The organism is Dongia sp. (genome assembly GCF_041918875.1).
Taxonomy (GTDB): domain Bacteria; phylum Pseudomonadota; class Alphaproteobacteria; order Dongiales; family Dongiaceae; genus Dongia.
Genome location: NZ_JAYRUV010000002.1, coordinates 50,978 through 72,780, shown reverse-complemented (window position 1 = coordinate 72,780; position 21,803 = coordinate 50,978). Strand labels below are relative to the sequence as shown.

General features: G+C 62.6%; 20 protein-coding genes. 10 read left to right on the top strand and 10 right to left on the bottom strand.

Annotation, left to right across the window (positions count from 1 at the left end; genetic code table 11):
- The first annotated feature begins 61 nt into the window (after window positions 1-61).
- Entirely contained in the window at window positions 62-1,432 is a 1,371-nt protein-coding gene (locus ACE3TY_RS02210) for a M48 family metalloprotease (protein ID WP_374650485.1), read from the top strand.
- A gap of 75 nt (window positions 1,433-1,507) precedes the next feature.
- On the top strand, window positions 1,508-2,302 hold the full coding sequence (locus ACE3TY_RS02205; RefSeq protein ID WP_374650484.1) for a DsbA family protein: 795 nt from the start codon (window positions 1,508-1,510) through the stop codon (window positions 2,300-2,302).
- On the opposite strand, the gene ACE3TY_RS02200 is transcribed toward ACE3TY_RS02205, so the two are convergent.
- Window positions 2,303-4,057 (bottom strand): methyl-accepting chemotaxis protein, encoded by a 1,755-nt coding sequence (locus ACE3TY_RS02200; RefSeq protein ID WP_374650483.1) that lies wholly within the window; start codon window positions 4,055-4,057, stop codon window positions 2,303-2,305.
- A gap of 213 nt (window positions 4,058-4,270) precedes the next feature.
- On the opposite strand from ACE3TY_RS02200, the gene aroQ reads away from it, so the two are divergent.
- The 4 genes from aroQ to aat all read left to right on the top strand — a co-directional run bounded on the left by aroQ (window position 4,271) and on the right by aat (window position 7,399).
- Complete coding sequence (aroQ, locus tag ACE3TY_RS02195; RefSeq protein ID WP_374650481.1) at window positions 4,271-4,732, top strand: type II 3-dehydroquinate dehydratase; 462 nt, start codon at window positions 4,271-4,273, stop codon at window positions 4,730-4,732.
- Window positions 4,729-5,172 (top strand): acetyl-CoA carboxylase biotin carboxyl carrier protein, encoded by a 444-nt coding sequence (accB, locus tag ACE3TY_RS02190; RefSeq protein ID WP_374650480.1) that lies wholly within the window; start codon window positions 4,729-4,731, stop codon window positions 5,170-5,172. The genes aroQ and accB overlap by 4 nt, the downstream gene beginning before the upstream one ends.
- Window positions 5,173-5,191: 19 nt before the next feature.
- On the top strand, window positions 5,192-6,529 hold the full coding sequence (gene accC / locus ACE3TY_RS02185) for an acetyl-CoA carboxylase biotin carboxylase subunit (protein WP_374650478.1): 1,338 nt from the start codon (window positions 5,192-5,194) through the stop codon (window positions 6,527-6,529).
- A gap of 195 nt (window positions 6,530-6,724) precedes the next feature.
- Window positions 6,725-7,399: a leucyl/phenylalanyl-tRNA--protein transferase gene (gene aat, locus ACE3TY_RS02180; protein ID WP_374650477.1), complete on the top strand. Its 675-nt coding sequence runs from the start codon at window positions 6,725-6,727 to the stop codon at window positions 7,397-7,399.
- Here aat and ACE3TY_RS02175 read toward each other — a convergent pair.
- The 5 genes from ACE3TY_RS02175 to ACE3TY_RS02155 all read right to left on the bottom strand — a co-directional run bounded on the left by ACE3TY_RS02175 (window position 7,348) and on the right by ACE3TY_RS02155 (window position 9,465).
- Window positions 7,348-7,779 (bottom strand): DUF2155 domain-containing protein, encoded by a 432-nt coding sequence (locus ACE3TY_RS02175; protein ID WP_374650475.1) that lies wholly within the window; start codon window positions 7,777-7,779, stop codon window positions 7,348-7,350. The genes aat and ACE3TY_RS02175 overlap by 52 nt on opposite strands.
- Window positions 7,776-8,015 carry a hypothetical protein gene (locus ACE3TY_RS02170; RefSeq protein ID WP_374650473.1) on the bottom strand — a complete coding sequence of 80 codons (240 nt, stop codon included), beginning with the start codon at window positions 8,013-8,015 and terminating at the stop codon, window positions 7,776-7,778. Before ACE3TY_RS02170 ends, ACE3TY_RS02175 begins: the two co-directional genes overlap by 4 nt.
- Before the next feature lie 14 nt (window positions 8,016-8,029).
- The gene (gene mlaD, locus ACE3TY_RS02165) at window positions 8,030-8,506 is read right to left on the bottom strand and encodes an outer membrane lipid asymmetry maintenance protein MlaD (protein ID WP_374650472.1); all 477 of its coding nucleotides are present in this window, start codon (window positions 8,504-8,506) and stop codon (window positions 8,030-8,032) included.
- Between the two features lie 24 nt (window positions 8,507-8,530).
- The gene (locus ACE3TY_RS02160) at window positions 8,531-8,914 is read right to left on the bottom strand and encodes an NADH:ubiquinone oxidoreductase subunit NDUFA12 (protein WP_374650963.1); all 384 of its coding nucleotides are present in this window, start codon (window positions 8,912-8,914) and stop codon (window positions 8,531-8,533) included.
- Window positions 8,915-8,982: 68 nt separating this feature from the next.
- Window positions 8,983-9,465: a GNAT family N-acetyltransferase gene (locus ACE3TY_RS02155; RefSeq protein WP_374650471.1), complete on the bottom strand. Its 483-nt coding sequence runs from the start codon at window positions 9,463-9,465 to the stop codon at window positions 8,983-8,985.
- An 89-nt stretch (window positions 9,466-9,554) separates the two neighbouring features.
- Between ACE3TY_RS02155 and ACE3TY_RS02150 the strand changes: the two genes are divergently transcribed.
- The 3 genes from ACE3TY_RS02150 to ACE3TY_RS02140 all read left to right on the top strand — a co-directional run bounded on the left by ACE3TY_RS02150 (window position 9,555) and on the right by ACE3TY_RS02140 (window position 15,796).
- Window positions 9,555-10,478 (top strand): DMT family transporter, encoded by a 924-nt coding sequence (locus ACE3TY_RS02150; RefSeq protein WP_374650470.1) that lies wholly within the window; start codon window positions 9,555-9,557, stop codon window positions 10,476-10,478.
- A gap of 291 nt (window positions 10,479-10,769) precedes the next feature.
- Window positions 10,770-14,492, top strand: a complete 3,723-nt coding sequence (locus tag ACE3TY_RS02145) for a vitamin B12-dependent ribonucleotide reductase (protein WP_374650468.1) — start codon at window positions 10,770-10,772, stop codon at window positions 14,490-14,492.
- Window positions 14,493-15,133: 641 nt separating this feature from the next.
- On the top strand, window positions 15,134-15,796 hold the full coding sequence (locus tag ACE3TY_RS02140) for an HAD hydrolase-like protein (protein ID WP_374650467.1): 663 nt from the start codon (window positions 15,134-15,136) through the stop codon (window positions 15,794-15,796).
- 56 nt (window positions 15,797-15,852) lie between these two features.
- Here the strand turns inward: ACE3TY_RS02140 and ACE3TY_RS02135 are convergent, their stop codons facing one another.
- The 4 genes from ACE3TY_RS02135 to ACE3TY_RS02120 all read right to left on the bottom strand — a co-directional run bounded on the left by ACE3TY_RS02135 (window position 15,853) and on the right by ACE3TY_RS02120 (window position 21,116).
- Window positions 15,853-16,245: a SirB2 family protein gene (locus tag ACE3TY_RS02135; RefSeq protein ID WP_374650466.1), complete on the bottom strand. Its 393-nt coding sequence runs from the start codon at window positions 16,243-16,245 to the stop codon at window positions 15,853-15,855.
- Between the two features lie 20 nt (window positions 16,246-16,265).
- Entirely contained in the window at window positions 16,266-18,581 is a 2,316-nt protein-coding gene (locus ACE3TY_RS02130; protein WP_374650465.1) for a nitric-oxide reductase large subunit, read from the bottom strand.
- Window positions 18,582-18,691: 110 nt separating this feature from the next.
- Window positions 18,692-20,005 carry an aspartate aminotransferase family protein gene (locus ACE3TY_RS02125; RefSeq protein ID WP_374650463.1) on the bottom strand — a complete coding sequence of 438 codons (1,314 nt, stop codon included), beginning with the start codon at window positions 20,003-20,005 and terminating at the stop codon, window positions 18,692-18,694.
- 13 nt (window positions 20,006-20,018) lie between these two features.
- On the bottom strand, window positions 20,019-21,116 hold the full coding sequence (locus ACE3TY_RS02120) for a phosphotransferase (RefSeq protein WP_374650461.1): 1,098 nt from the start codon (window positions 21,114-21,116) through the stop codon (window positions 20,019-20,021).
- Window positions 21,117-21,280: 164 nt separating this feature from the next.
- Between ACE3TY_RS02120 and ACE3TY_RS02115 the strand changes: the two genes are divergently transcribed.
- Window positions 21,281-21,745, top strand: coding sequence for a RidA family protein (locus tag ACE3TY_RS02115; protein ID WP_374650459.1), 465 nt, complete (start codon window positions 21,281-21,283; stop codon window positions 21,743-21,745).
- The last annotated feature ends 58 nt before the right edge of the window (window positions 21,746-21,803 follow it).

The following is a 21,803-nucleotide window of genomic DNA, read 5'->3' as shown; positions in this document are numbered from 1 at the left end:
TATTGTTTGGGTAAAGGCCCCTACCCATTTCCGGGGTGGAGAATAGAGAAGGAAGCCCGGATTGATCAACCGAGCCATTGCGCGGCGGCTTTTGGCCGGTTTTTCGGCCGCATTTTTGATTCTGGCCGCCATGGCGCCGGCGGTCCTGGCCCAGTCGCGTCCCTTGAGCCTCATCCGCGACGCCGAGGTCGAATCGACGATCCGCGCCTATGCCGACCCGCTGTTCAAGGCCGCCGGCCTCGACCCCGGCGGGATTCGCGTCCTGCTGGTCAATGAGGATTCGATCAACGCCTTCGTCGCCGGCGGCATGCGCCTGTTCATCAATACCGGCCTCTTGATGCGGGCCGACACACCCAACCAGGTGAAAGGCGTGATCGCGCACGAAACCGGGCATATCGCCGGCGCGCATCTGTCGCGCATCCAGGAAGAGCTGAAGAACGCCACGATCGAGCAGATCATCGGCCTGGTCCTGGGCGGTGCCGCGGCGGTGGCCAGCGGGGATGGCGGTGCAATGGTCGCCGGCGCCACGCTGGGGAGCGAAATCGCCAAGCGCAACCTGCTGAAATATTCGCGCACCCAGGAATCGGCCGCCGACCATGCCGGCATGAGCTATCTGGATGCGACCAAGCAATCCTCACGCGGCATGCTGGAATTCTTCGAGAAGCTCGAAGGCCAGGAATTCCTGCTGGGGCAGAACCAGGATCCGTACTTGCGTACCCACCCGCTCACCACGGACCGCATCGACACGGTGCGCGCGCATGTCGACAATTCGCCCCTGAGCGATGCCAAGGATCCGCCCGAGGATCTGGCCCGGCATGAACGCATGGTGGGCAAGCTCAAAGGCTATATCTGGCCGCTGTCGCGCGTCGAGCAGGAATATCCGGCAAGCGACCAGTCGATCGGCGCGCGCTATGCGCGGGCGATCGCCCTCTTCCGCGTCAGCCGCATGCAGGAAGCGCTGCGGGAAATGGACAGCCTGCTCGCCGACGTGCCCAACGACCCGTTCTTCCAGGAGCAGAAGGCGCAGATCCTGTTCGAGAACGGCAAGCTGGCCGAGGCATTGCCGCTCTATACCGCGGCCTACAATCAACTGCCGGACGAACCGCTGCTGGGCCTTGAACTGGCGCATGTCGAGATCGAGCTGGAACAGCCAGAGCTCACCAAGTCGGCGATCAGGCACCTCGAAGGGGTGACAACCATCGAGCCCAGGAACGCCCGCGCCTGGGAGTTCCTGGCGATCGCCTATGGCCGTGACGACAACCTGCCGATGGCGGCCTTGGCACAGGCCGAACACGCCATGGCCATCGGCGATTCCGAAGAGGCCTGGGCCTGGGCCAAGCGCGCCCTGGAAGGGCTGGAAGCGGGTTCGCCCGGCTGGCTCAAGGCCAACGATATCATCGCCGAAGCGCAGATGATCAAAGAGAACAAGTAACGGCCATTCATGTAACAGCGCGGGTCACTTCCGCGTAACCGTCCCCAACAGCCATCGACAGACAAGGTCCAGCGTATGCCCAATTTCCTGCGTCATCTTCCCGGCCTCGCCGCACTCGCGGTGAGCGTCGCCGCCCTTGCCATCAGTCTTGGCGCCATCGATCCCAAACCGGCCGGCAAGGACGCCGCGGTCGGCTCGGGCCTGTTCGACGAGGCGCAGGTGGCCGAGATCGGGAAGCTGTCGCGCGACTATCTGCTGGGGAACCCGGAAATCATCCGCGACGCGATCCAGGCATTGCAGGCAAAAGAGGAAGCGCAGAAGGCCGACTTCCAGTCGCAGGCGGTGACACAGCACAAGGACGCCCTGTTCGGCGATGCCAGCGATCCGGTGGCCGGCAATCTCAATGGCGATGTGACGCTGATCGAGTTCTTCGACTACAAATGCCCATATTGCAAGCAGGTGTCGCCGGCTCTCGAAGCCCTGCTCAAGGAAGATCCGAACCTGAAGATCGTCTTCAAGGAGTTTCCCATCCTGGGCGATGCATCGGTGCTGGCCTCGCGCGCCGCCCTTGCCGCCGCGAAGCAGGAGAAATATCTGCCCTTCCACCAGGCGCTGATGGCGCATCGCGGCGCGCTCGATCTGGGTTCAATCGCCGCGATTGCGGCCTCGGTCGGTCTCGACCCGCAGAAGCTGGCCGAGGACATGAAGTCCGAGACGATCGAGAAGCAACTCGCCGCCACGCATGAACTGGCGCTCAGCCTCTCCATCCGCTCGACACCGACCTTCATCGTCGGCGACAAGGTGATGCCGGGCGCCTTGTCGATCGAGGAATTGAAGGGCCTGATCGAAGACGTCCGCAAGGGATCGTGATCAGCCGGTGCCGTGCAATGCGGCCAGTTTGGCGAGATCTTCCTCGCCCAGCAGATTGCCGGGTTCGTCGCGATAGGTGCTGGTTCCGACGATAGCCTCGCCCTGCCATTTGCGCTCGAGGCTGGCGCGTTCGGGCTGATCGCGGAACCAGCGGATGAATTCGTTGACCTTGGCCAGCAGGGTGCAGCTGGCCCTCGTCGCGGCGACCCCCACCGCATAGTACCAGGGTGCCGGGGCAAGATTGCCCGGCAGCAAATCGATACGGTCTTTCCAGCGGCTTTCGGCGCCATTGGCGGCCCAGAAATAGATCGGCTGGTCGACGGCGAAGGCGTCGACGACACGCTCGACCAGGCAATCGTGGATCTGGCTCTGGTCCGAATAGGCGATGAGATTGGCAAGGCGCACCTTGCCGCCGGGTTTCCCCGCATTGGCGGCCCAGCGGATGCCGGCGGCCTCCAGCGTCGCGAAGGCGCCGGGATCGTTGATGCAGCCCAGCACCTTGCCGGAGAGATCGGCGACACCGCGGATTCGGTCGTCGCCCCGGCGGCGCGCCAGGATATAGTGAAGATAGGTGTAGCTTTCCGAAAAGGCCGTGCCGCGATAGGCGGCATTGGGCGGCAGCGCGCTCCACACCAGATCGGCCGGCGCCTCACCGGGCGTGGGCCCCAGATGCAGCAGCTCGGTGCATTGGTCCCACGGATATTCGACGAATTCCGGCTTCACGCCCAGCCAATTGGCAAAGGCCGTCGCGTAATCGATGTCGAGGCCGGTGAGCGGGCCGTTGGGCCGCAGGCGGAAGGAGAGGCCGACAAAGGCCGGCTCGACGGCAATGCGCAGCTTGCCGCGGCGGCGAATCTCCGCCAGCCGGTCGAAATCGGCGCTGCTGGGCAGGTGATGCTGCTGCAGCACGCGGCGGACCGCTTCCGTCCCCTGATCCAGGGCGGCAGCCAGTTCCTCGGCCAGCTGCATGGACCAGCGCGACTTGCCGACGATTCCGTCGTTGCGGGCGGACGCCTGCGGGACGGCTACCGAGATGACGCGGTTATTGTCCTTGAGATCGTCGATGCGCTGGTTGATCGCTTCGAAATTGGCGTTGAGGCGATCGAGTTCGCGCGCGAGATGCGCCGAAATCTCGGTCAGCATCCGGTCGGAATTGCCCGCCGTGCCGGCGACGCGCTTCTGCACCTCGGAAAGATCGATGCTGCGCCCGGCTTCCTTGGCGCTGTGCATGGTGCGCTGGGCGAGCTGGCGCACTTCGCTGGCGACCACGGCGAAGCCCTTGCCCTGTTCGCCGGCATGAACCGCCTCGATCGTCGCATTGAGCGCCAGGAGGTTGACCGATTTGGCGATGCTTTCGATCTCGCGCAGCACGGTGAGCGCGTCGCCGGCCTTGCTTTCGATCGCCAATACGACCTGTTCCAGCTCGGCCTTGATGTTCGTCACCACCGCCGCCATCTCCGCCGCCAATGACTGGCGCAGATCGCCGGCGATGCGGCCGCTGGCCAGCACTTCCTCGGTCGAATGATCGAGGGCGGCACTCATGCGCTGGCTGCGTTCGGCGATCTCGCCCAGCGACAGGGTCTGGGCTTCGAGCACCCGGGCGATGCCATGCTGCAGGCTTTCGAGACCTTCGAGGCCGACCTCGATCAGGCGGGAATCTACCCCGCCGGCTTCCGGCCTGGCGACTTCTGGCCTGGTGACTTTTGGCCCGGCGACTTCTGGGCTGACTCCCGGAACGGCATCCGTATGAGACACGTCTTCCCCCTGAAAACCCCAGCTTTCCAACTCTTTGGCCGGATTTAATTTGCATAATTGTGCACCATATTAAAAAAATGTGCACCATGTTAAACGCGTTCCGACTTGGTTCTCGTCTCGCCGGCCGGGCACCGGTTGCCCTGGCATGCTGGCACAGCTATAAGGGCGCGAAATCGCCGATTTACTGCCCGAATTCATTGGGAAATATCGATCTTGGCCAAGCATCCGACCGTTTTGGTCCTCAATGGGCCGAATTTGAACATGCTGGGACAGCGCCAGCCTGAGATCTATGGCCGCGAGTCCCTCGACGATATCGCCAAGGCCTGCGCGGCAAAGGCGAAAGGGCTGGGGCTGGGGCTCGACTTCCGGCAGAGCAATCACGAAGGCGAACTGATCACCTGGACGCAGGACGCACGCGGCCGCCATGCCGGGATCGTCATCAATCCGGCCGGCTACGGGCACAGTTCGATAGCCCTCCTCGACGCGCTGCTGGTGAGCGAACTGCCGGTCGTCGAGGTGCATCTGTCCAACATCCACCGGCGAGAGCCGTTCCGCCATCACACCTATACCTCGCAGGCCGCGACTGGAATCATCTGCGGGCTGGGCAGCCAAGGCTATCTGCTGGCGCTGGAGGCGATGGCCAATCTCATCAAGACGAAGAAGGCACGCGCATGAGCAAGTTCGATATCGATGAAGCCCTGATCCGGAAGCTGGGATCGCTGCTCAAGGAAACGGGCCTCACGGAGCTTGAACTGGAAAAAGACGGCCAGCGCATCCGTGTCACGTCGCAGGCGGCACCCGCGACCGTGGTTCATGCCTCGCCGGTCGCCAATGTGACCGCGCCAGCCGCGGCGCCCGCCCCGGCCAAGGTCGAAGCGGCGAAGAACGCCCTCACCTCGCCCATGGTGGGCACGGCCTATCTCGCTTCGGAGCCCGGCGGCACGCCGTTCGTGAAGGTGGGCGACCGCGTCTCCAAGGGGCAGACCGTCCTCATCATCGAGGCGATGAAGGTGATGAATCCGATCGCGGCACCCGCCGGCGGCGTGGTCAAGGAAGTGCTGGTCCATGATGGGCAGCCGGTCGAATTCGGCGAACCGCTCCTGGTCATCGAGTAAGTGAAGGTCAGCCGCGACGATGTTTGAAAAAGTCCTCATCGCCAATCGCGGCGAAATCGCGCTGCGCATCCATCGCGCCTGCCGCGAAATGGGCATCCGCACCGTGGCGGTGCATTCCACCGCCGATGCCGACGCGATGCATGTGCGCCTGGCCGATGAGAGTGTCTGCATCGGCCCTGCCCCGTCGCGCGATTCCTATCTCAACATGGCGGCGATCATTTCGGCCGCGACCATCACGGGCGCCGACGCCATCCATCCGGGCATCGGCTTTCTCTCCGAGAACGCCAAATTCGCCTCGATGGTCGAGGAACATGGCTTCACCTTCATCGGTCCGTCGCCCGAACATCTGTCGCAGATGGGCGACAAGGTCGAGGCCAAGCTGACAGCCAAACGTTTTGGCATTCCCTGCGTGCCCGGTTCCGACGGCGCCATCGCCGACGAAGCGGAAGCGGCGAAGGTCGCTGCCGAGATCGGCTATCCGGTGCTGCTGAAGGCCGCGGCCGGCGGCGGCGGCAAGGGCATGAAGGTCGCCAACGATCCGAGCGAGCTCAAGGAAGCGCTGGCCATGGCCAAGGCCGAGGCGAAAGCCGCCTTCGGCAACGACGCCATGTACATGGAAAAGTATCTCGGCCATCCGCGCCATATCGAGATCCAGGTGCTGGCCGACAATCACGGCAATGCGGTGCATCTGGGCGAGCGCGATTGCTCGCTGCAGCGCCGGCACCAGAAGGTGCTGGAAGAGGCCCCCTCGCCCGCCCTCAACGCCGACCAGCGCAAGGAGATCGGCGAGATCGCGGTGAAGGCGGTGAAGGCCATGGGCTACCGCTCGGTCGGCACGATCGAGTTCCTGTTCCAGGACGGCAAGTTCTATTTCATCGAGATGAACACCCGCCTGCAGATCGAACATCCGATTTCGGAAATGATCACCGGCATCGACCTGGTGCGCGAGCAGATCCGCGTCGCCTCCGGGACGCCGCTCGGTTTCAGCCAGGCCGACATCGCCTTCACCGGCCACGCCTTCGAATGCCGCATCAATGCGGAAGACCCGGTAACCTTCATGCCGTCCCCGGGACTCATCACCGATTTCCATGCCGCGGGTGGCCTTGGCGTCCGAGTCGATTCGGCGCTCTATGCCGGCTACAAGGTGCCCTCGAACTATGACAGCCTCATCGCCAAGCTGGTGGTGCATGGCAAGACCCGCAACGAGGCCCTGATGCGGGCCCGCCGTGCGCTCGAGGAAATGGTGATTCTGGGGGTGAAAACCAATATCCCCCTGCATCAGCGCCTGGTCACGGCGCCGGACTTCATCAACGGCGATTACGACATTCGCTGGCTGGAGAAGTTCGTCGGCATTTGACGCTGCGCCGAACCTGCGGCAGTCTTTCAGTCGACATGTAACGACCACCCCTCACCCCGACCCTCTCCCCACTTCGTGGGGCGAGGGAGTTTCGAACGAGCCCTGCAATAAGCCCCTCGTCCCGCTTGCGGGGAGAGGGGTTGGGGTGAGGGGGAACTTGGTCTCATCACGGTTTAGCTCCTCGGGGTGTCGCCGATGTCCAACAGGGTCAAGCCGTCCAAGATCACGCCGGAGATGCTGCTGCGCGCCTATGCGATCGGCATCTTTCCGATGGCGGAGGCCCGCAACGACCCGGAACTCTATTGGATCGACCCCGAGCAGCGCGGCATCCTGCCGCTCGATTCCTTCCACATTCCGCGCAGCCTGAAGAAGACCGTGCGTGCCGGCCTTGCCGGCGGCAAGTACGGGTTCCGCGTCACCTGCGATCGGGCATTCGAGGAGGTGATCGAGGGCTGCGCCGCGCCGGCACCTGGACGCGGCCAGACCTGGATCAATGACACGATCTTCGATCTCTGCCGGCAGCTGTTCCTGATGGGCCACGCGCACAGCGTCGAGGTCTGGCGCGGCGACGAACTCGTGGGTGGCCTCTATGGCATCAGCTTAGGGGGCGCCTTCTTCGGCGAGAGCATGTTCAGCCGGGCGACCGATGCCAGCAAGGTGGCGCTGGTGCATCTGATGGCGCGGCTGCGCCATGGCGGCTATGTGCTGCTCGACACGCAGTTCGTGACCCGGCATCTCAGCCGCTTCGGCGCGATCGAGATTCCGCGCGACGAATATCGCCAGCGCCTCAATGTGGCGCTGGCCAGGCCCGCGAGCTTCTATTGCGAGGTGCCGGATTCGGTCGTGCTGGATGAACTCGGCGCCGGCTGACCCGCATCGTCGCCGGTGCAGTCCAGCACCCACAGATCGTAGACCGGATGTTCGAGCGCCGAGAGCGCGGGGCTGGAAGCGAACATCCAGCCCTGAAAGCGCGGCTGCGGCGCCTCGCCCGGCTTCTCCTCGACCACATCGAGGAAGGCGGATGCTTCCGGCGTTTCCTCCGGCGGATGCTTGTCGCACGCCTTGGCCGTGATCTGCAGCGAGCCGAAAGCCACCGTGCCGCCAACCGGCACCGTGATGGTGGAGACGCGCGCGGTGATCTTGTCCATGGCGCGCAGGACGACATTGTCGCCGGGAATGGCGTGGGCCGCGTGAACACCGAGCGCGCCCGCGAATGCGGTTGCCGTCAGCACGGCCTTCGACAGCTTCATGACTTTTTTCCGTAGGGGTTCTCGAGTTTCGCCACGAGATCGTAGAAGACGGCCCGGATCTGCGCTTCGTCGCAGCCCATCAGCACCGCGTCTTCGAGCGCATCCTGCGCCAGCTGCCGAATCTCGACGAGATTCTGATTGAGGACTTTGACCTTTTCGAGGCAGGAAACCGGCTGCCCGTCGGGCTGCTTCCAGACCGGAACCTCGAAATCCCTGCTTTCCTTATTCTTGCTCATGGAGCCATCCCGCCTTACGGCGTGGCGGATCCGTCCTGCTTGGGTTCGGACGATCCGCCGACGACGAACTTGTTGATCAGTTCGACCAGATCGAGGGCGCCCTGTGCGTAGGCGACCTGATCGCCATCCTTCAGAATCTCGTCCTCGGCGCCCGGTTCCAGCTTGATGTAATAATTGCCGAGCAGGCCGTCGCTGGTGATGATGGCCGAAGAGTCCTTGGGCAGCTCCACATCCTTGCGGATGTTGAGCGTGACCACGGCCTGGAACATCTTGGGGTCGAAATCCTGCGAGGTGACCGCGCCCACCTTGACGCCGCTGATACGTACATCGGTGCCCGGCAGAACCGAGCCGCCGCGGTCGAAACGCACGGTCAGCTGATAGCCGCCCCGGTCTTCCTTGATGCCGCTGCCGCTATAGATGACGTAGAGAAAGACGGCCGCGGCGACCAGCACCACGGCACCCATGATGGTTTCAAGAACGTTGCGCTGCATCGACCGGTTTCCCCTCGCCCGTCCTTACGCCGGCCGCCAGGGTTCATAGTCCCCGGTGGCCTTGGCGCGCTGGCCGCCCATCAGGGTATGGCCGGGCGGGCGGTAGGCGAGGTCGGTGCCGGTGCGGTTCGGTTCGTGCGGCTTCTGCCAATCCTTGGCCTTGGCCCGCATGGTCGGCGCGGTGGCGATGGTCGCATGCAGCCAGGCATGCCATTCCGGCGGCACGCGGCTGGCCTCGGCCTCGCCGTTATAGAGAACCCAGCGCTTCTCGCGCTTTTGGCCCTTCATGCGCCGGTGGACATAGTATCTGTTGCCGAACTCGTCCGTCCCGACCAGCTCGCCATTGAGCCAGGTGAAAAGCCGTGTGCCGATGCTCATCGCGTGATTCGCCGTCTTGCGTTGCCCAATCGGAGCAACAGGTTAAGAACTCGGGGCGGACTATACAAGCCGGCCTTCCCCCAAGCAAGGAAGGGGCGCTAGGTCGCGGAATCCAAGCGTTTTTCCATGATGTGATAGGTCGGCGACCCGAATCCGGGATGGCTCCCCTGCCCGACGATCCGATACCCGGCCCTCTCGAACAGGCGGATATTCCCGTCGAGGACCAGGCGGACGTTGAGAACAACATGGCCTGCGCCGATTTCCCGGGCATAGGCTTCCACGGCAGCCAGCAGTGCCTGGGCAATGCCTCGGCGCCGCCGGTCTGGCCGGACGGACAGGCGTCCGATATACAGGCCGCCCGCGCGGCGCTCGGCCGCCACGCAGCCCACCAGCGCGCCACCCTGCTCGGCCTTGATGACGGCGCCCCTGGCGAGGAGGCCGCCTATGGTTTCCATCGTCTCGCCGGCAGCGCCTGAAGGAGGGTCGAGGCGCGCCAGTTCAGCAAAGCAGGCATGGATGAGTCCGACCAGGGCCTTCACGTCGGGAGGGCCGGCGCGGCCGAGTGTAAGCAGGTCGCTCATGGAGGCTGCAATTTGACGCACATATGAGTTTCGACGATCCTGACAGGAAACATACCATCTGTCTGGGGGCTATCCTGAGCAATTCGTCGTTGTCGACCCCGCGCGGACATTGGGCTGCGCTGGGGCTGCTGCTCGTCGGCACCATCTTCGTCAGCCTGATCACCACCTTCGCCAGCCTCGCCTATCAGGATGGGGCGACGCCGATGCTGCTGGTCTGGTCGCGTTTCACGGCCCTGGTCATGGCGCTGGGGATCATCCTGAAGCTCTCCGGCGGCACGTTCCGCCTCCCAAAGCGGAACTTCCGCGCCACCTTCTGGATCGCCATCTGCCTGATGATGATGTCGGTCGGCTATCTGAGCTCGGTCGCCTTCATCAAGGTCAGCCTTGCCGTCATCCTGCTTTATACCTACCCGCTGCTGGTGGCCGTGTTCGCGGCACTTTCGGGACGCGAGCGTATCGGCCCCATGCGCGCGCTGCTGCTGGTGGCGGCTTTTGCCGGCCTTGTCATCGCCTTGGGGCGGGATATCGGCCTCACCGTGGACCTTGCCGGCATCGCCTTCGATTCCAGCCAGATTTCGCTCGATTGGCGGGGGGCGGCCTTGGCACTCGTCGCGTCGCTGGGTGTCGCGGGCTTCATCACCTGGGGCGGGGCCTATCTCGACGGCGTCGACTCACGGGTCATGAATTTCTGGGCCAATCTGTGGATGATCGGGCTTGCCACCCTTTATGTCAGCCTGGTCGGCGGCGCTGCCCTGCCGGCAAGCGGCATGGGCTGGATCGGCTATCTGGGGGCCACCGCCTGCTATGTGATGGCGATGATCTGCTGGTTTGCCTCGATGAAGACCCTGTCACCCACCGAAACCGCGATGACTTTGAACCTGGAACCGGCCATCAGCCTGGTGGCGGCGACCGTCGTCCTAGGCGAGGCAAGTTCGGCGCAGCAATGGATCGGCACCATCATCCTATTGATATCAATCATCTTTTCGAGCGTCGCCGGGCGTCACAAAAAATGAGAATCGATTAATTCCGCCACTTTGCACTGCAGTATGGCTCAGAAACGCCCATAAACCGGGAGCTTCCTCAACATCTATGGGCGTCAAGATTATTAATCACCAAATATAGACATTTTCCTGTTGCCGCTCGACCGTCCCAAGGCTCAATATCTGGTCACGGCGCCACTCTAGGCACCTAGATATAGGCGCGCCGAACCAATCCTTTACCCGCTTTTGCTGAACCAGATTCTGCAGAGGGGCGAGGATTCGGTTCGTGAAGTGCAGATAAAGATCATTTTCGGGGGCCACAAGATGCGCATTGCTCGTCGATTCACCAAAGCCGGCCAGTCGCCATATTCGGAAATCCTGTTCCGCCGCACCACGAGCGAGATCAAGAATCCGGATGGCTCGATCGTCTTCCAGTTGAAGGACATCGAGGTTCCGGCCGACTGGTCGCAGGTGGCGAGCGACGTGCTGGCGCAGAAATATTTCCGCAAGGCCGGCGTCCCCGCCGCGATGCGCCCGGTGGTGGAAGGCGACGTGCCGGATTTCCTGTGGCGCCGCGAGGCAGACCGGGAAGCCCTGGTGAAGCTTTCGGCCGAGAAGCGTTTCGGCGGCGAGACCAGCGCCAAGCAGGTCTTCGACCGCATGGTCGGCACCTGGACCTATTGGGGCTGGAAGGGCGGCTATTTCGACACCGAGGAAGACGCCCTCGCCTTCTACGATGAGATGCGCTTCATGCTGGCGCGCCAGATGGGTGCGCCGAACAGCCCGCAATGGTTCAACACCGGCCTCCACTGGGCCTATGGCATCGACGGTCCGGCCCAGGGCCATCATTATGTCGACTTCAAGACCGGCGAACTCACCCTTTCCGCTTCCGCCTACGAGCATCCGCAGCCCCATGCCTGCTTCATCCAGTCGGTCGCGGACGATCTCGTCTCCGAAGGCGGCATCATGGACCTGTGGGTGCGCGAGGCGCGCCTCTTCAAGTACGGTTCTGGCACGGGCTCGAACTTCTCGGCGCTGCGCGGCGATGGCGAGCGCCTGTCGGGCGGCGGCCGCTCCTCGGGACTCATGAGTTTCCTCAAGATCGGTGACCGCGCCGCCGGTGCCATCAAGTCCGGCGGCACCACGCGCCGCGCCGCCAAGATGGTGACGGTCGATCTCGACCACCCGGATATCGAGGCCTATATCGAGTGGAAGGTGCTGGAGGAGCAGAAGGTCGCGGCCCTGGTGGCCGGCAGCCAGGCCTGCAACGAGCATCTCAACAAGGTTATCAAGGCCGCCCATGACGGCGAAGGGCCGAATAAGCTCGACCCCAAGTCGAACCCGGCCTTGAAGGCCGCGGTCCGCGCCGCCCGCAAGGCAAAGGTGCCGGACAACTATATCCAGCGCGTCATCCACTTCGCCGGCCAGGGCTATGCGAAGATCGATTTCAAGACCTATGACACCGATTGGGATTCGGATGCCTACCTGACCGTCTCCGGCCAGAACTCCAATAATTCGGTCCGCATCGCCAACGATTTCATCGAGCGCGTGCAGCAGGATGGCGACTGGGATCTCATCCGCCGCACCGACGGCAAGGTCCACAAGACCTTGAAGGCCCGCGATCTGTGGGAAAAGATCGGCCAGGCCGCCTGGGCCAGCGCCGATCCGGGGGTGCAGTTCGATACCACCATCAACGAATGGCACACCTGCCCGGAATCCGGCCGCATCAATGCGTCCAATCCGTGCTCGGAATACATGTTCCTCGACGACACGGCCTGCAATCTCGCCTCGCTCAACTTGATGACGTTCAAGGCCGCCGACGGTTCGGTCGATATCGAGTCCTACGAGCATGCCGTGCGCCTGTGGACCGTCGTACTGGAAATCTCGGTGCTGATGGCGCAGTTCCCCTCGAAGGAAATCGCCCAGCTCTCCTACGAGTTCCGCACGCTGGGCCTGGGCTACGCCAATATCGGCGGCCTGCTGATGTCGATGGGCCTTTCCTATGACAGCGAAGAAGGCCGCGCCATCACGGCGGCCTTGACCGCCATCATGACCGGCGTGGCTTACGCGACCTCGGCCGAGATGGCCGGCGAGCTTGGCGCCTTCCCGGGTTACGCCAAGAATGCCGACCAGATGCTGCGCGTGATCCGCAACCATCGCCGCGCCGCCTACAGCCAGACCAGTGGCTATGAAGGCCTCTCGGTCCTGCCCGTGACGCTCGATGCCAAGAGCTGCAAGGATATCCGCCTGGTCGAAGCGGCCCGCCGCGCCTGGGACGATGCATTGGCCTTGGGCGAAAAGCACGGCTATCGCAACGCCCAGTCGACCGTCATCGCGCCCACGGGCACGATCGGCCTGGTGATGGATTGCGACACGACCGGCATCGAGCCCGACTTCGCCTTGGTGAAGTTCAAGAAGCTCGCCGGCGGCGGCTATTTCAAGATCATCAACCGCATGGTGCCGGACGCCCTCACCACGCTCGGCTACAGCACCGCGCAGATCGACGAGATGGTGCGCTATGCTGTGGGTCACGCGACCTTGAAGGACGCGCCCTATATCAACCATCAGAGCCTGAAGGCCCGCGGCTTTGACGACGACACGCTGGAGAAGCTCGAGACATCGCTCGAAGCGGCCTTCGACATCCGCTTCGTCTTCAACAAGTGGAATCTCGGCGAAGGCTTCTGCCAAGGTGCACTCGGCTTCTCTCCTGAGGAGCTGGCGAGCCCCACCTTCGACATGCTGACGGCGCTGGGCTTCAGCAAGGCGGAGTATGAAGCCGCCAACACCTATGTCTGCGGCGCGATGACCCTGGAAGGGGCGCCGTTCCTCAAGGACGAGCATCTCTCGGTGTTCGATTGCGCCAATCCGTGCGGCCGCATCGGCAAGCGCTATCTGTCGGTCGAAAGCCATATCCGCATGATGGCGGCCGCCCAATCGTTTATCTCGGGTGCGATTTCGAAGACCATCAACATGCCGAACCAGAGTTCGGTCGAGGATTGCAAGTCGGCCTATCTGCTCTCCTGGCAGCTGGGCATCAAGGCGAACGCGCTCTATCGTGACGGTTCCAAGCTGTCGCAGCCGCTCTCGGCCTCGGTGCTGGGTGACGAGGACACCGTCGATGACGTGATCGAGGCACCGGCCGCGGCCCGCGCGCCGATCGTTGCCGAGCGCATCGTGGAACGGATCGTGGAACGGATCGTCGAGCAGGGCCGCAAGCGCCTGCCCGAGCGCCGCAAGGGCTATACCCAGAAGGCGATCGTCGGCGGCCACAAGGTTTACCTGCGGACCGGCGAATATGAGGACGGCCAGCTCGGCGAGATCTTCATCGACATGCACAAGGAAGGGGCCGCCTTCCGCTCACTCATGAACAATTTCGCCATCGCCATCTCGATCGGCCTGCAATATGGCGTGCCGCTCGAGGAGTTCGTCGAGGCCTTCACCTTCACCCGCTTCGAGCCTAACGGCATGGTCGAAGGCAACGATGCCATCAAGATGGCGACCTCGATCCTCGACTATACGTTCCGGGAACTCGCGGTTTCGTATCTGGGCCGCAACGACCTTGCCCATGTGCAGCCTTCCGATCTGCTGCATGACGCCATGGGCAGCGGCGCCGACGAACAGGCCCTGCCGGAGAAGGAAACGGCGGATCGCGGCGTCGAGGCCGTGCGCCGCATCACCTCGACCGGTTATGTGCGCTCCAACCTCATCGTGCTGAAGAACGCCTCCATGATGGGCGGTTCCATCGGCAACACGGCGCTGGCGCACGATCATGCGCATGACCACGACCACGCGCCTGCCCACGCCTCGCACAGCCATGGCGGCAATGACGGTGGCAATGGCGTGACCAGCGTTTCGGTCACGGCGACCCAGACCAGCGTCAGCGCCTCGGTCGTCCAGGCCGTCGATTCCCGCCTCAGCAAGATCCGCGAAGCCAAGATGAAGGGCTACGAAGGCGATGCCTGCGGCGAGTGCGGCAACTTCACCCTGGTGCGCAACGGCACCTGCATGAAGTGCACCACCTGCGGCTCGACAAGCGGATGTTCGTAAGTCCGCTGTGGCTCAAAGTTTATTTGAAACGTGACTCATAGTTTATCGAAAATGGGTGCATAGCTTGCAGTAAGTGACGCAACAGCGTGCAGTAGCCTGAAAATTGCCCCAATTGCCGATTAGGCAGTTGGGGTGATTTCGTTTGAGGCTTTTGTTTGTATGCCAGTCGACCTTACGACAGGCACGGTGTAGCGGAGACAATCTCGATGGCTTCTTTCATTATCATTGCCGCTGTATTTTGGCTAATAGTCGGCACTATCATTGGACTGCCAAGAAGATGGTGGCCTTGGAACCTGCTCGGTTACATCCTCTTATCAGCAGTATTGAGCGTTTCGTGGGGAAGAGGACTGGCTTGGAAAGGTGACGGCTCTGCGGCGGCATTGGAACTCAGTCTCATATCATTTGCTCTGTCCAGCGTCTGTGTAGCTGCGATTGCCATCCTGCATTGGCGACGGAAAAGGCTACAGCAGCAGCGCAGCTCAAGTTGGTGAGCTTGATCAGTTCGGCAGGTCTACTGCAGGTTATTGAGTCATTTTGCTGCAGATTATGCGTCAGAAGCGGTTGGCGGGGTCTTATGCCTCAAGGAGCTAGCGAATCCTCAACTGCAATCTATGAGTCACGCAACAAAGTATACTGAGGTCATGTCTTACTCCGTCCTCCTGGACCTCGACGGCACCTTGATCGATTCGTGCCCCGGCATTTTAGCAAGCTGCGTCGCGGCGCTGCGCGTGCTTGGACATGAACCGGATGACGCCCTCGATATCAGAGGAACCATCGGCCCGCCGATCGAAGACATCATGCAACTCCTGCTGCAGCCATATGGAGACGACAGAGTTGGCGAAGCCGTTGCTGCCTACCGCCAGCATTACGGTGAAAGCGGGTATCTCGGCAGCGCGCCTTATCCGGGAATTGGCAAAGCCCTTGAAGAGATGAAGCGGACGGGACTGCAACTCTATCTCGCGACATCGAAAAGGGTGGCTTTCGCAAGCCGCATTCTGGACCATCTGAAGTTCACCCCATACTTCGATGGCATCTATGGCTCGGTGCCGAGCGGCGAGCTGGATCACAAGCCTGAATTGCTCGCCCATATTCTTTCCAGACATGGTATCTCGCCGTCTCACGGTCTGATGGTCGGGGACCGCCGGCATGATATTTCCGGTGCACATGCGGTCGGCATGCGCGGTCTTGGCGTACTCTGGGGTTACGGCACCCGAGACGAACTTGAAACCGCCGGCGCAGACCAGCTGGTGGAGTCCCCCGCCGATTTCTGCCATACCATTTTCTCTATGATCGATGGAATCTGATCCGCTGGCTGCGGCAACTGCCCGATGACCGGCTTCGGCCAATAATCGGACTGGGTCTACATGGCCAGAAAACCCAGCGGATCATGTGCCCGTGCCACCGAAACAATGAATCCAAAGACGGCCAGGGCCGCAAGCCAGCATGCCAATCGAGTTGCCTTGGTGCGCGCCCGCCAGAATGAGATGAAGCCGAGGACGATGTAGACGGCGAGCAGCACGACCTTTACGGTGAGCCATGTATCGACGAACGGATATTGCTGAGTTATCGTGGTCAGCATGAGCGCGGCCGTCAGCAGTACCGTATCGATGGTGTAGCTCACCCAGCGGATGGGCGGCGCCATCACCCAGCCATAGCCCAGGTTAAGCAGCAGGCCACGCAACGCGAACAGGCTGCCGCTCGCCGACACTGCCGCGATGTGCACCAGCTTGATCTGCTCATAGAACTCTATCACAGGCGGCGTCGGCGGAATGTCTATCTCTGCGCACCACGCGAAGCGGCTCGCGTCTCCTCGCGATACTCCGCCTCCAGCGCCCGCACTTCATCCTCACGGCGCGGGAATATCCACAGGCCAATGACGAAGACAGCGAGCGCAAGCGCGCCGATCGAGAAAATGGTGTCTCCCGGGACGCGCATCCAAACCAGCAACTCCACAATCGGCTGCTGCATGAACTCCTCGGAGCGCGCATACCAATAGCCATGCTCCAGCGCCGCGAAGAGCTGCAAGGTCCCGAGCGGCAGGAGCGTGAAGAGCGCCATCATCGCGAGGCCGATGTTGAGACACCAGAAGCTCACCTTCAGGATGTTTTCATGCCAGGCCAGGTGCGGCTTCATCCCGCGCAGACAGAACAGGACGAGACCGATGCCGAGCATACCGTAGACGCCGAACAGCGCGGTGTGGCCGTGCAACGGCGTCAGGTTGAGGCCCTGCATGTAATAGAGCGATAGCGGCGGATTGACGAGAAAACCAAAGAGGCCAGCCCCTACGAGATTCCAGAACGCGACCGAAATGAAGAACATGACAGGCCAACGATAACGACGTACCCAACGCGCGGCCGTACCCAGTTTCCATGTGTGATAAGCCTCAAACCCGATATAGGCGAGCGGAACCACCTCCAAGGCGGAGAAGCTTGCGCCAAGCGCCAGAACCGCAATCGGCGTGCCCGCGAAGTAAAGATGATGAAGCGTGCCGAGGACGCCGCCCGCCATGAATATGATGGTTGCGAACAGCACTGCCGTCGTGGCGGTCCGAACTTGAAGAAGACCGAGGCGTGTGAAAAGGAACGCGATCACCGCCGTGGCAAACACTTCAAAGAAGCCCTCGACCCAGAGATGAACCAGCCACCAGCGCCAGTACTCGACCATGGACAGGGAGGTTCTTTCGCCCCAAAGCAGGGCGGCGGCGAAGAAAACGCCAATGGCCACGGTCGAGAGGAACAGCAGGCCGACGATCGACCGGGATTCCGAACTGCCGCGCAATGTGGGCCATAGGGCGCGTCCAACGAGGAAAAGCCACAGCATCAGGCCGACGAACAGGAACACTTGCCAGAAGCGCCCCATATCGGCGTATTCCCAGCCCTGATGGCCAAACCAGAAATTATAGTCCAGGCCGAGCAGCTGCATCACAGCAAGCCATTGTCCGGCGAAAGACCCCACAACGATGACGATGAGGCAAATCCAGAGAAAGTTCACACCGAGACGCTGATAGGGCGGTTCGTAGCCCGAGATGGCCGGAGCGATGTAAAGGCCGGTACCGAGCCACGCCACGGCGATCCATAGGACCGCGAGCTGGGTATGCCAGGTTCGAGTGATGGAATATGGCAGAATCTGCGCCAGCTCATAGCCGTATACGTTCTGGCCTTCCACCTGGTAGTGCGCGGTCATCGCGCCGAACAGGATCTGCACGATGAATAAGGCGAGCAGCACCCAGAAGTATTTCGCCGTCGCCAACATGGAAGGGGTGGCCTGAATATGTCGCATCGGATCGATTTCGGGGATACGATGCGGTTCTTCACCCCGGCCGTGCGTGACCGCATGGTGCCATCCCAGCAAGCCGATTCCGGCCAGGAGGAATGTGACGCTGAACGCGGACCACAGGAAAGTGCTGGCCGGAGGCCGATTCCCGATCAGCGGTTCATTGGGCCAGTTGTTGGTGTAGGTGACACCGGCACCCGGCCGTTCCGTCGCCGCGGCCCAGGCCGTCCACCAGAAGAACGCCGCAAGAACTCGACGATGCTCCGGGTCCGGCACCGTGCCATTCCTCATCGCATAGTTCTCGCGCAATTCCGCCAACGCCGGGTCGTCGCCGAAGAGGCTGTCGTAATGCGCCGACACGGAAGCGATGGCGGCGGCGCGTTCGGGATCGAGCGTGATCGTCTTGGTGTTCGGGTCAAAGCTATTCAGTCGGGTGCGCTCGCGTAGGCGCCCCTCGATCAGCGCCTTTTGCTCTCCGGATAGCGACGCATAGTCGGTCGCACCGAAGTCATTCTTGGCCCAAGCGTCGAGCCGTGCCACGAGTTCGCGGTGCAGCCAATCGGCCGACCAGTCTGGAGCGACATAGCCGCCATGCCCCCAGATCGAGCCAAGCTGCATGCCGCCGACCGATTGCCAAACTCGGCGGCCTTCTTCGATGTCGGCACGGGTGTAGATGATATCGCCGTCGGCGGAGACCACCTGCTCCGGCATCGGCGGCGCCTCCTGATAGATTTCGTATCCGGCCCATAAAAGGACACCGAATGAGGCGATCAGCAGAGCCGCCAAGGTGATCCACAGCTTCCTGGTGCTAGTCATCGGTGGCCTCCAAAGAGGGAAATTGTCGCGGCGACCTTCGCCCCAACCCGACTAACCGATTATGCGGACATATGTTCCCAATGGAAACCGGGAGGGGCAAGCCAAGGGCTTTACAACCCCGCCAGCGACTGACCCACCGCATCGAGGAATATATCCGCATGTTCCCGGGTGAAGACAAGCGGCGGGCGGATCTTGAGGATATTGGCGCCGGGGCCGGTGGCGCTGATGAGGACTTTGCGGCGGCGCAGGTCGTTGACGACGCGCGCGGTTTCTTCCGGGGCCGGCTCCTTGGTTCTGCGGTCCTTCACGAACTCGACGCCAAGGAAAAGCCCTGCCCCGCGCACGTCGCCGATGATGTCGTGGCGCGCGGCCAGCCTCTCCAGCCCTTCGCGCATATAAGTGCCGACCTTGCCGGCATTGGCGGCGAGGCCTTCATTTTCGATGACATCGAGCACGGCCAGGCCCACGGCGCAGGAAACCGGATTGCCGCCGAACGTGTTGAAATAGCGCGAGCGGCGGCCGAATTCCTCGACCAGCCGCGGCTGCATGATGGCACCGGCCATCGGGTGGCCGTTGCCCATGGGTTTGCCGACGGTGACAATGTCCGGCACCAGGCCGTGGCGCGCAAAGCCCCAGAATTCGGGGCCGACCCGGCCGAATCCTGGCTGCACTTCGTCGGCGATGTAGATACCGCCGGCGGCACGCATGGCCTCGACCGCCTGCCGGAGGAAGCCGGGCTGGCCCGGAAAGACACCGTCGCTGGAGAAGATACCGTCGACCAGCAAGGCGCAGGGTTTGATCCCTTCCGCCTGCATCTCGGCGATGGCTTGGCGGACGCCGGCGGTGAAGGCGGCACCGACATCGCCGTCGATGCGGTAGGTATCGGGCGCCGCGACCAGCTTCACGTTGGGTCCGCGTTCGATATAGTCGCCAAGCGACGGCGACAGTTCGGCGATCGCGACCGTCAGGCCGTGATAGGCAAGCTTGGTGACGATAACCCCCGTGCCCTTGGTGTGGGACCGCGCGATCCGGAGGGCAAGGTCGTTCGCCTCGGAGCCGGTGCAGGTGAACATGACATGCTTCAGCGCCGGCGGGAATTTCGCCAGCAGCCGCGCTGCATATTCGACGATGGTTTCGTGCAGATAGCGCGTATGCGTGTTGAGGATAGCGGCCTGCTTGCTCAGCGCCGCCACCACATGCGGGTGGCAATGGCCGACCGAGGCCACATTGTTATAGACATCGAGATAGGCATTGCCTTCGGGATCGTAGAGCCAGACCCCCTCCCCGCGCACGATATGCAGCGGCTTTTCGTAGAACAGGCGATAGGCCGGCCCCAACAGCTCCGCCCGGCGCTTGATGAGAGCGGCATCGGCAGCGCTGATGTCGCCTTCGCGGCCGGGCACATATTGGTTCACCATCGCCATGACAATCTCTCCTTCAGGCGCCGCAGATGCGGCGCAGATATTCCTGGGCTTGTTTCCGCGGCAAAGCGGCAAAGGCCTCTAGGCCCGCCCAGGCGCGCGGCGCGTTCCGCAGGATATAGTCGCGGTTTTCCGGATAGCGTGCGGCGCGCCAGCTGGTGATTGCCGCCGTCGTCGCCATGCGCGCGCCGATGAGGTCATAGAGCAATTCTATCTCGACCGGCAGCAAGGGATTGACCGTATGATAGGCGCCTATGAGATCGCCGGCCTCGGTCAGCGGATTGCCTTCCAGCGACAATTGATAGGCCGAGGCGATGGCGAGATCGTTGACGAGCGGCGTCATCACCATGTCGCCGAAATCGAGAATGCCGGCGACCCTGTCCGGATCGCCTTCTTCGACCAGTACATTGTGCGGGTTAAGGTCGTTATGGACGAATTGCGCACGCAAATCCGGCAGTACGGGCGCAACGAAATCCTTGAACGCCTTCAGGATGCGCTCGACCAGTGCGCGCCGATCCGCTCCCTCGATATGCGGGAGATATTGCCACAGGCGCGCCGCATGCTTGATGTCCCAGACCAGTTCGTGTCCGGCCGCCTCGTGCCGGAATTCGCGCAAGGCGAGGCCCAGGCGCGCGAGATCGGCGCCGATACCGCGCCGCTGCGCCGCGGAGCGCGGCGCCAGGTGCAAGGGCTGGCCCTCGAGATAGGTGAAGAGGCGCAGTATCATGGGCCGGCCCTCAGCGTCGCGCAGGATTTCCTCATGGCGGCCGCTCAGAGCGGGCAGTACGCGCTGCACCTTCAAGCCCGGATCGACCTTGGCGACATGGAGGAGCGCCATGGTCTGCAGATTGGTAACCTCCGGCGCCTCGGCCGGGTTGGCGATCTTCAGTACGAAGGTGCCGGCCTTGGCGCGGACGCGGAAATTGGCGTCGCGCTCGCTGGTAAGCGCGCTCACATCCCCGTCGAGGCCGAAATAGTCGTGCGCCAGCACCTTTGCCTGCGCGACGGTGAAGGCCGGCGGTGGCGCCGAAAGCTGCCCGTCGGCGGAACTTCCATCCGCCGGTGCCATTGGCCGGCCAAGAGGAATCTTGCCAAGAAGAATATCGTCGCTCACGGTGAAAGCCGGAAAATCCGATCGTTGGGAGTGCCCTTATAGCCGGGAAACGGCCGCTTCGCCAACCATCGCCTTGCGATTGGCCGTTCCTCTCTGGATTGCCGCCAGGCGACCCGCTAGGATCGCCCCCGAACCGTTTGGATCATTGCGAAGGAGAACGTCTCATGGCCGGCAAAATCGATGCCCGCTTGGCTGAACTGAAGATCGAGCTGCCCCAGGCAGCGGTGCCCGTCGCCAATTACGTGCCGGTTGTGATCGCCGGCAATACAGCCTATGTCTCGGGTCAGGTGACGGTGTGGAACGGCGAGTTCAAGTTCATCGGCAAAGTCGGCCAGGAATTCTCGACCGAGCAGGCAGCCCAGGCGGCGCGCATCTGCGGCCTCAACATCATCGCACAGTTGAAGAACGCGCTGGGCGATCTCGACCGAGTGAAGCGCGTCGCCAAGCTCGGCGTCTTCGTCAACTGCCTCGACAGTTTCACCGAGCAGCCCAAGGTTGCCAATGGTGTTTCCGACCTGATGGTCGAGATTTTCGGCGAAGCCGGCAAGCATGCCCGCTCGGCCGTCGGCGTCAACACCCTGCCGCTCAACGTGGCGGTCGAGGTCGATGCGATCATCGAGATTGCTTGAGGGATCGGGACTGAAAGTCCCCTCACCCCAACCCCTCTCCCCGGAGGGGCGAGGGGCC

Coding starts and splice junctions, on each gene's coding strand:
- ACE3TY_RS02205 (WP_374650484.1), top strand. CDS start 1,508: ATGCCCAATTTCCTGCGTCATCTTCCCGGCCTCGCCGCACTCGCGGTG.
- accB (WP_374650480.1), top strand. CDS start 4,729: ATGAGCAAGTTCGATATCGATGAAGCCCTGATCCGGAAGCTGGGATCG.
- accC (WP_374650478.1), top strand. CDS start 5,192: ATGTTTGAAAAAGTCCTCATCGCCAATCGCGGCGAAATCGCGCTGCGC.
- aat (WP_374650477.1), top strand. CDS start 6,725: ATGTCCAACAGGGTCAAGCCGTCCAAGATCACGCCGGAGATGCTGCTG.
- ACE3TY_RS02175 (WP_374650475.1), bottom strand. CDS start 7,779: ATGAAGCTGTCGAAGGCCGTGCTGACGGCAACCGCATTCGCGGGCGCG.
- ACE3TY_RS02170 (WP_374650473.1), bottom strand. CDS start 8,015: ATGAGCAAGAATAAGGAAAGCAGGGATTTCGAGGTTCCGGTCTGGAAG.
- mlaD (WP_374650472.1), bottom strand. CDS start 8,506: ATGCAGCGCAACGTTCTTGAAACCATCATGGGTGCCGTGGTGCTGGTC.
- ACE3TY_RS02155 (WP_374650471.1), bottom strand. CDS start 9,465: ATGAGCGACCTGCTTACACTCGGCCGCGCCGGCCCTCCCGACGTGAAG.
- ACE3TY_RS02145 (WP_374650468.1), top strand. CDS start 10,770: ATGCGCATTGCTCGTCGATTCACCAAAGCCGGCCAGTCGCCATATTCG.
- ACE3TY_RS02140 (WP_374650467.1), top strand. CDS start 15,134: ATGTCTTACTCCGTCCTCCTGGACCTCGACGGCACCTTGATCGATTCG.
- ACE3TY_RS02130 (WP_374650465.1), bottom strand. CDS start 18,581: ATGACTAGCACCAGGAAGCTGTGGATCACCTTGGCGGCTCTGCTGATC.
- ACE3TY_RS02125 (WP_374650463.1), bottom strand. CDS start 20,005: ATGGCGATGGTGAACCAATATGTGCCCGGCCGCGAAGGCGACATCAGC.
- ACE3TY_RS02115 (WP_374650459.1), top strand. CDS start 21,281: ATGGCCGGCAAAATCGATGCCCGCTTGGCTGAACTGAAGATCGAGCTG.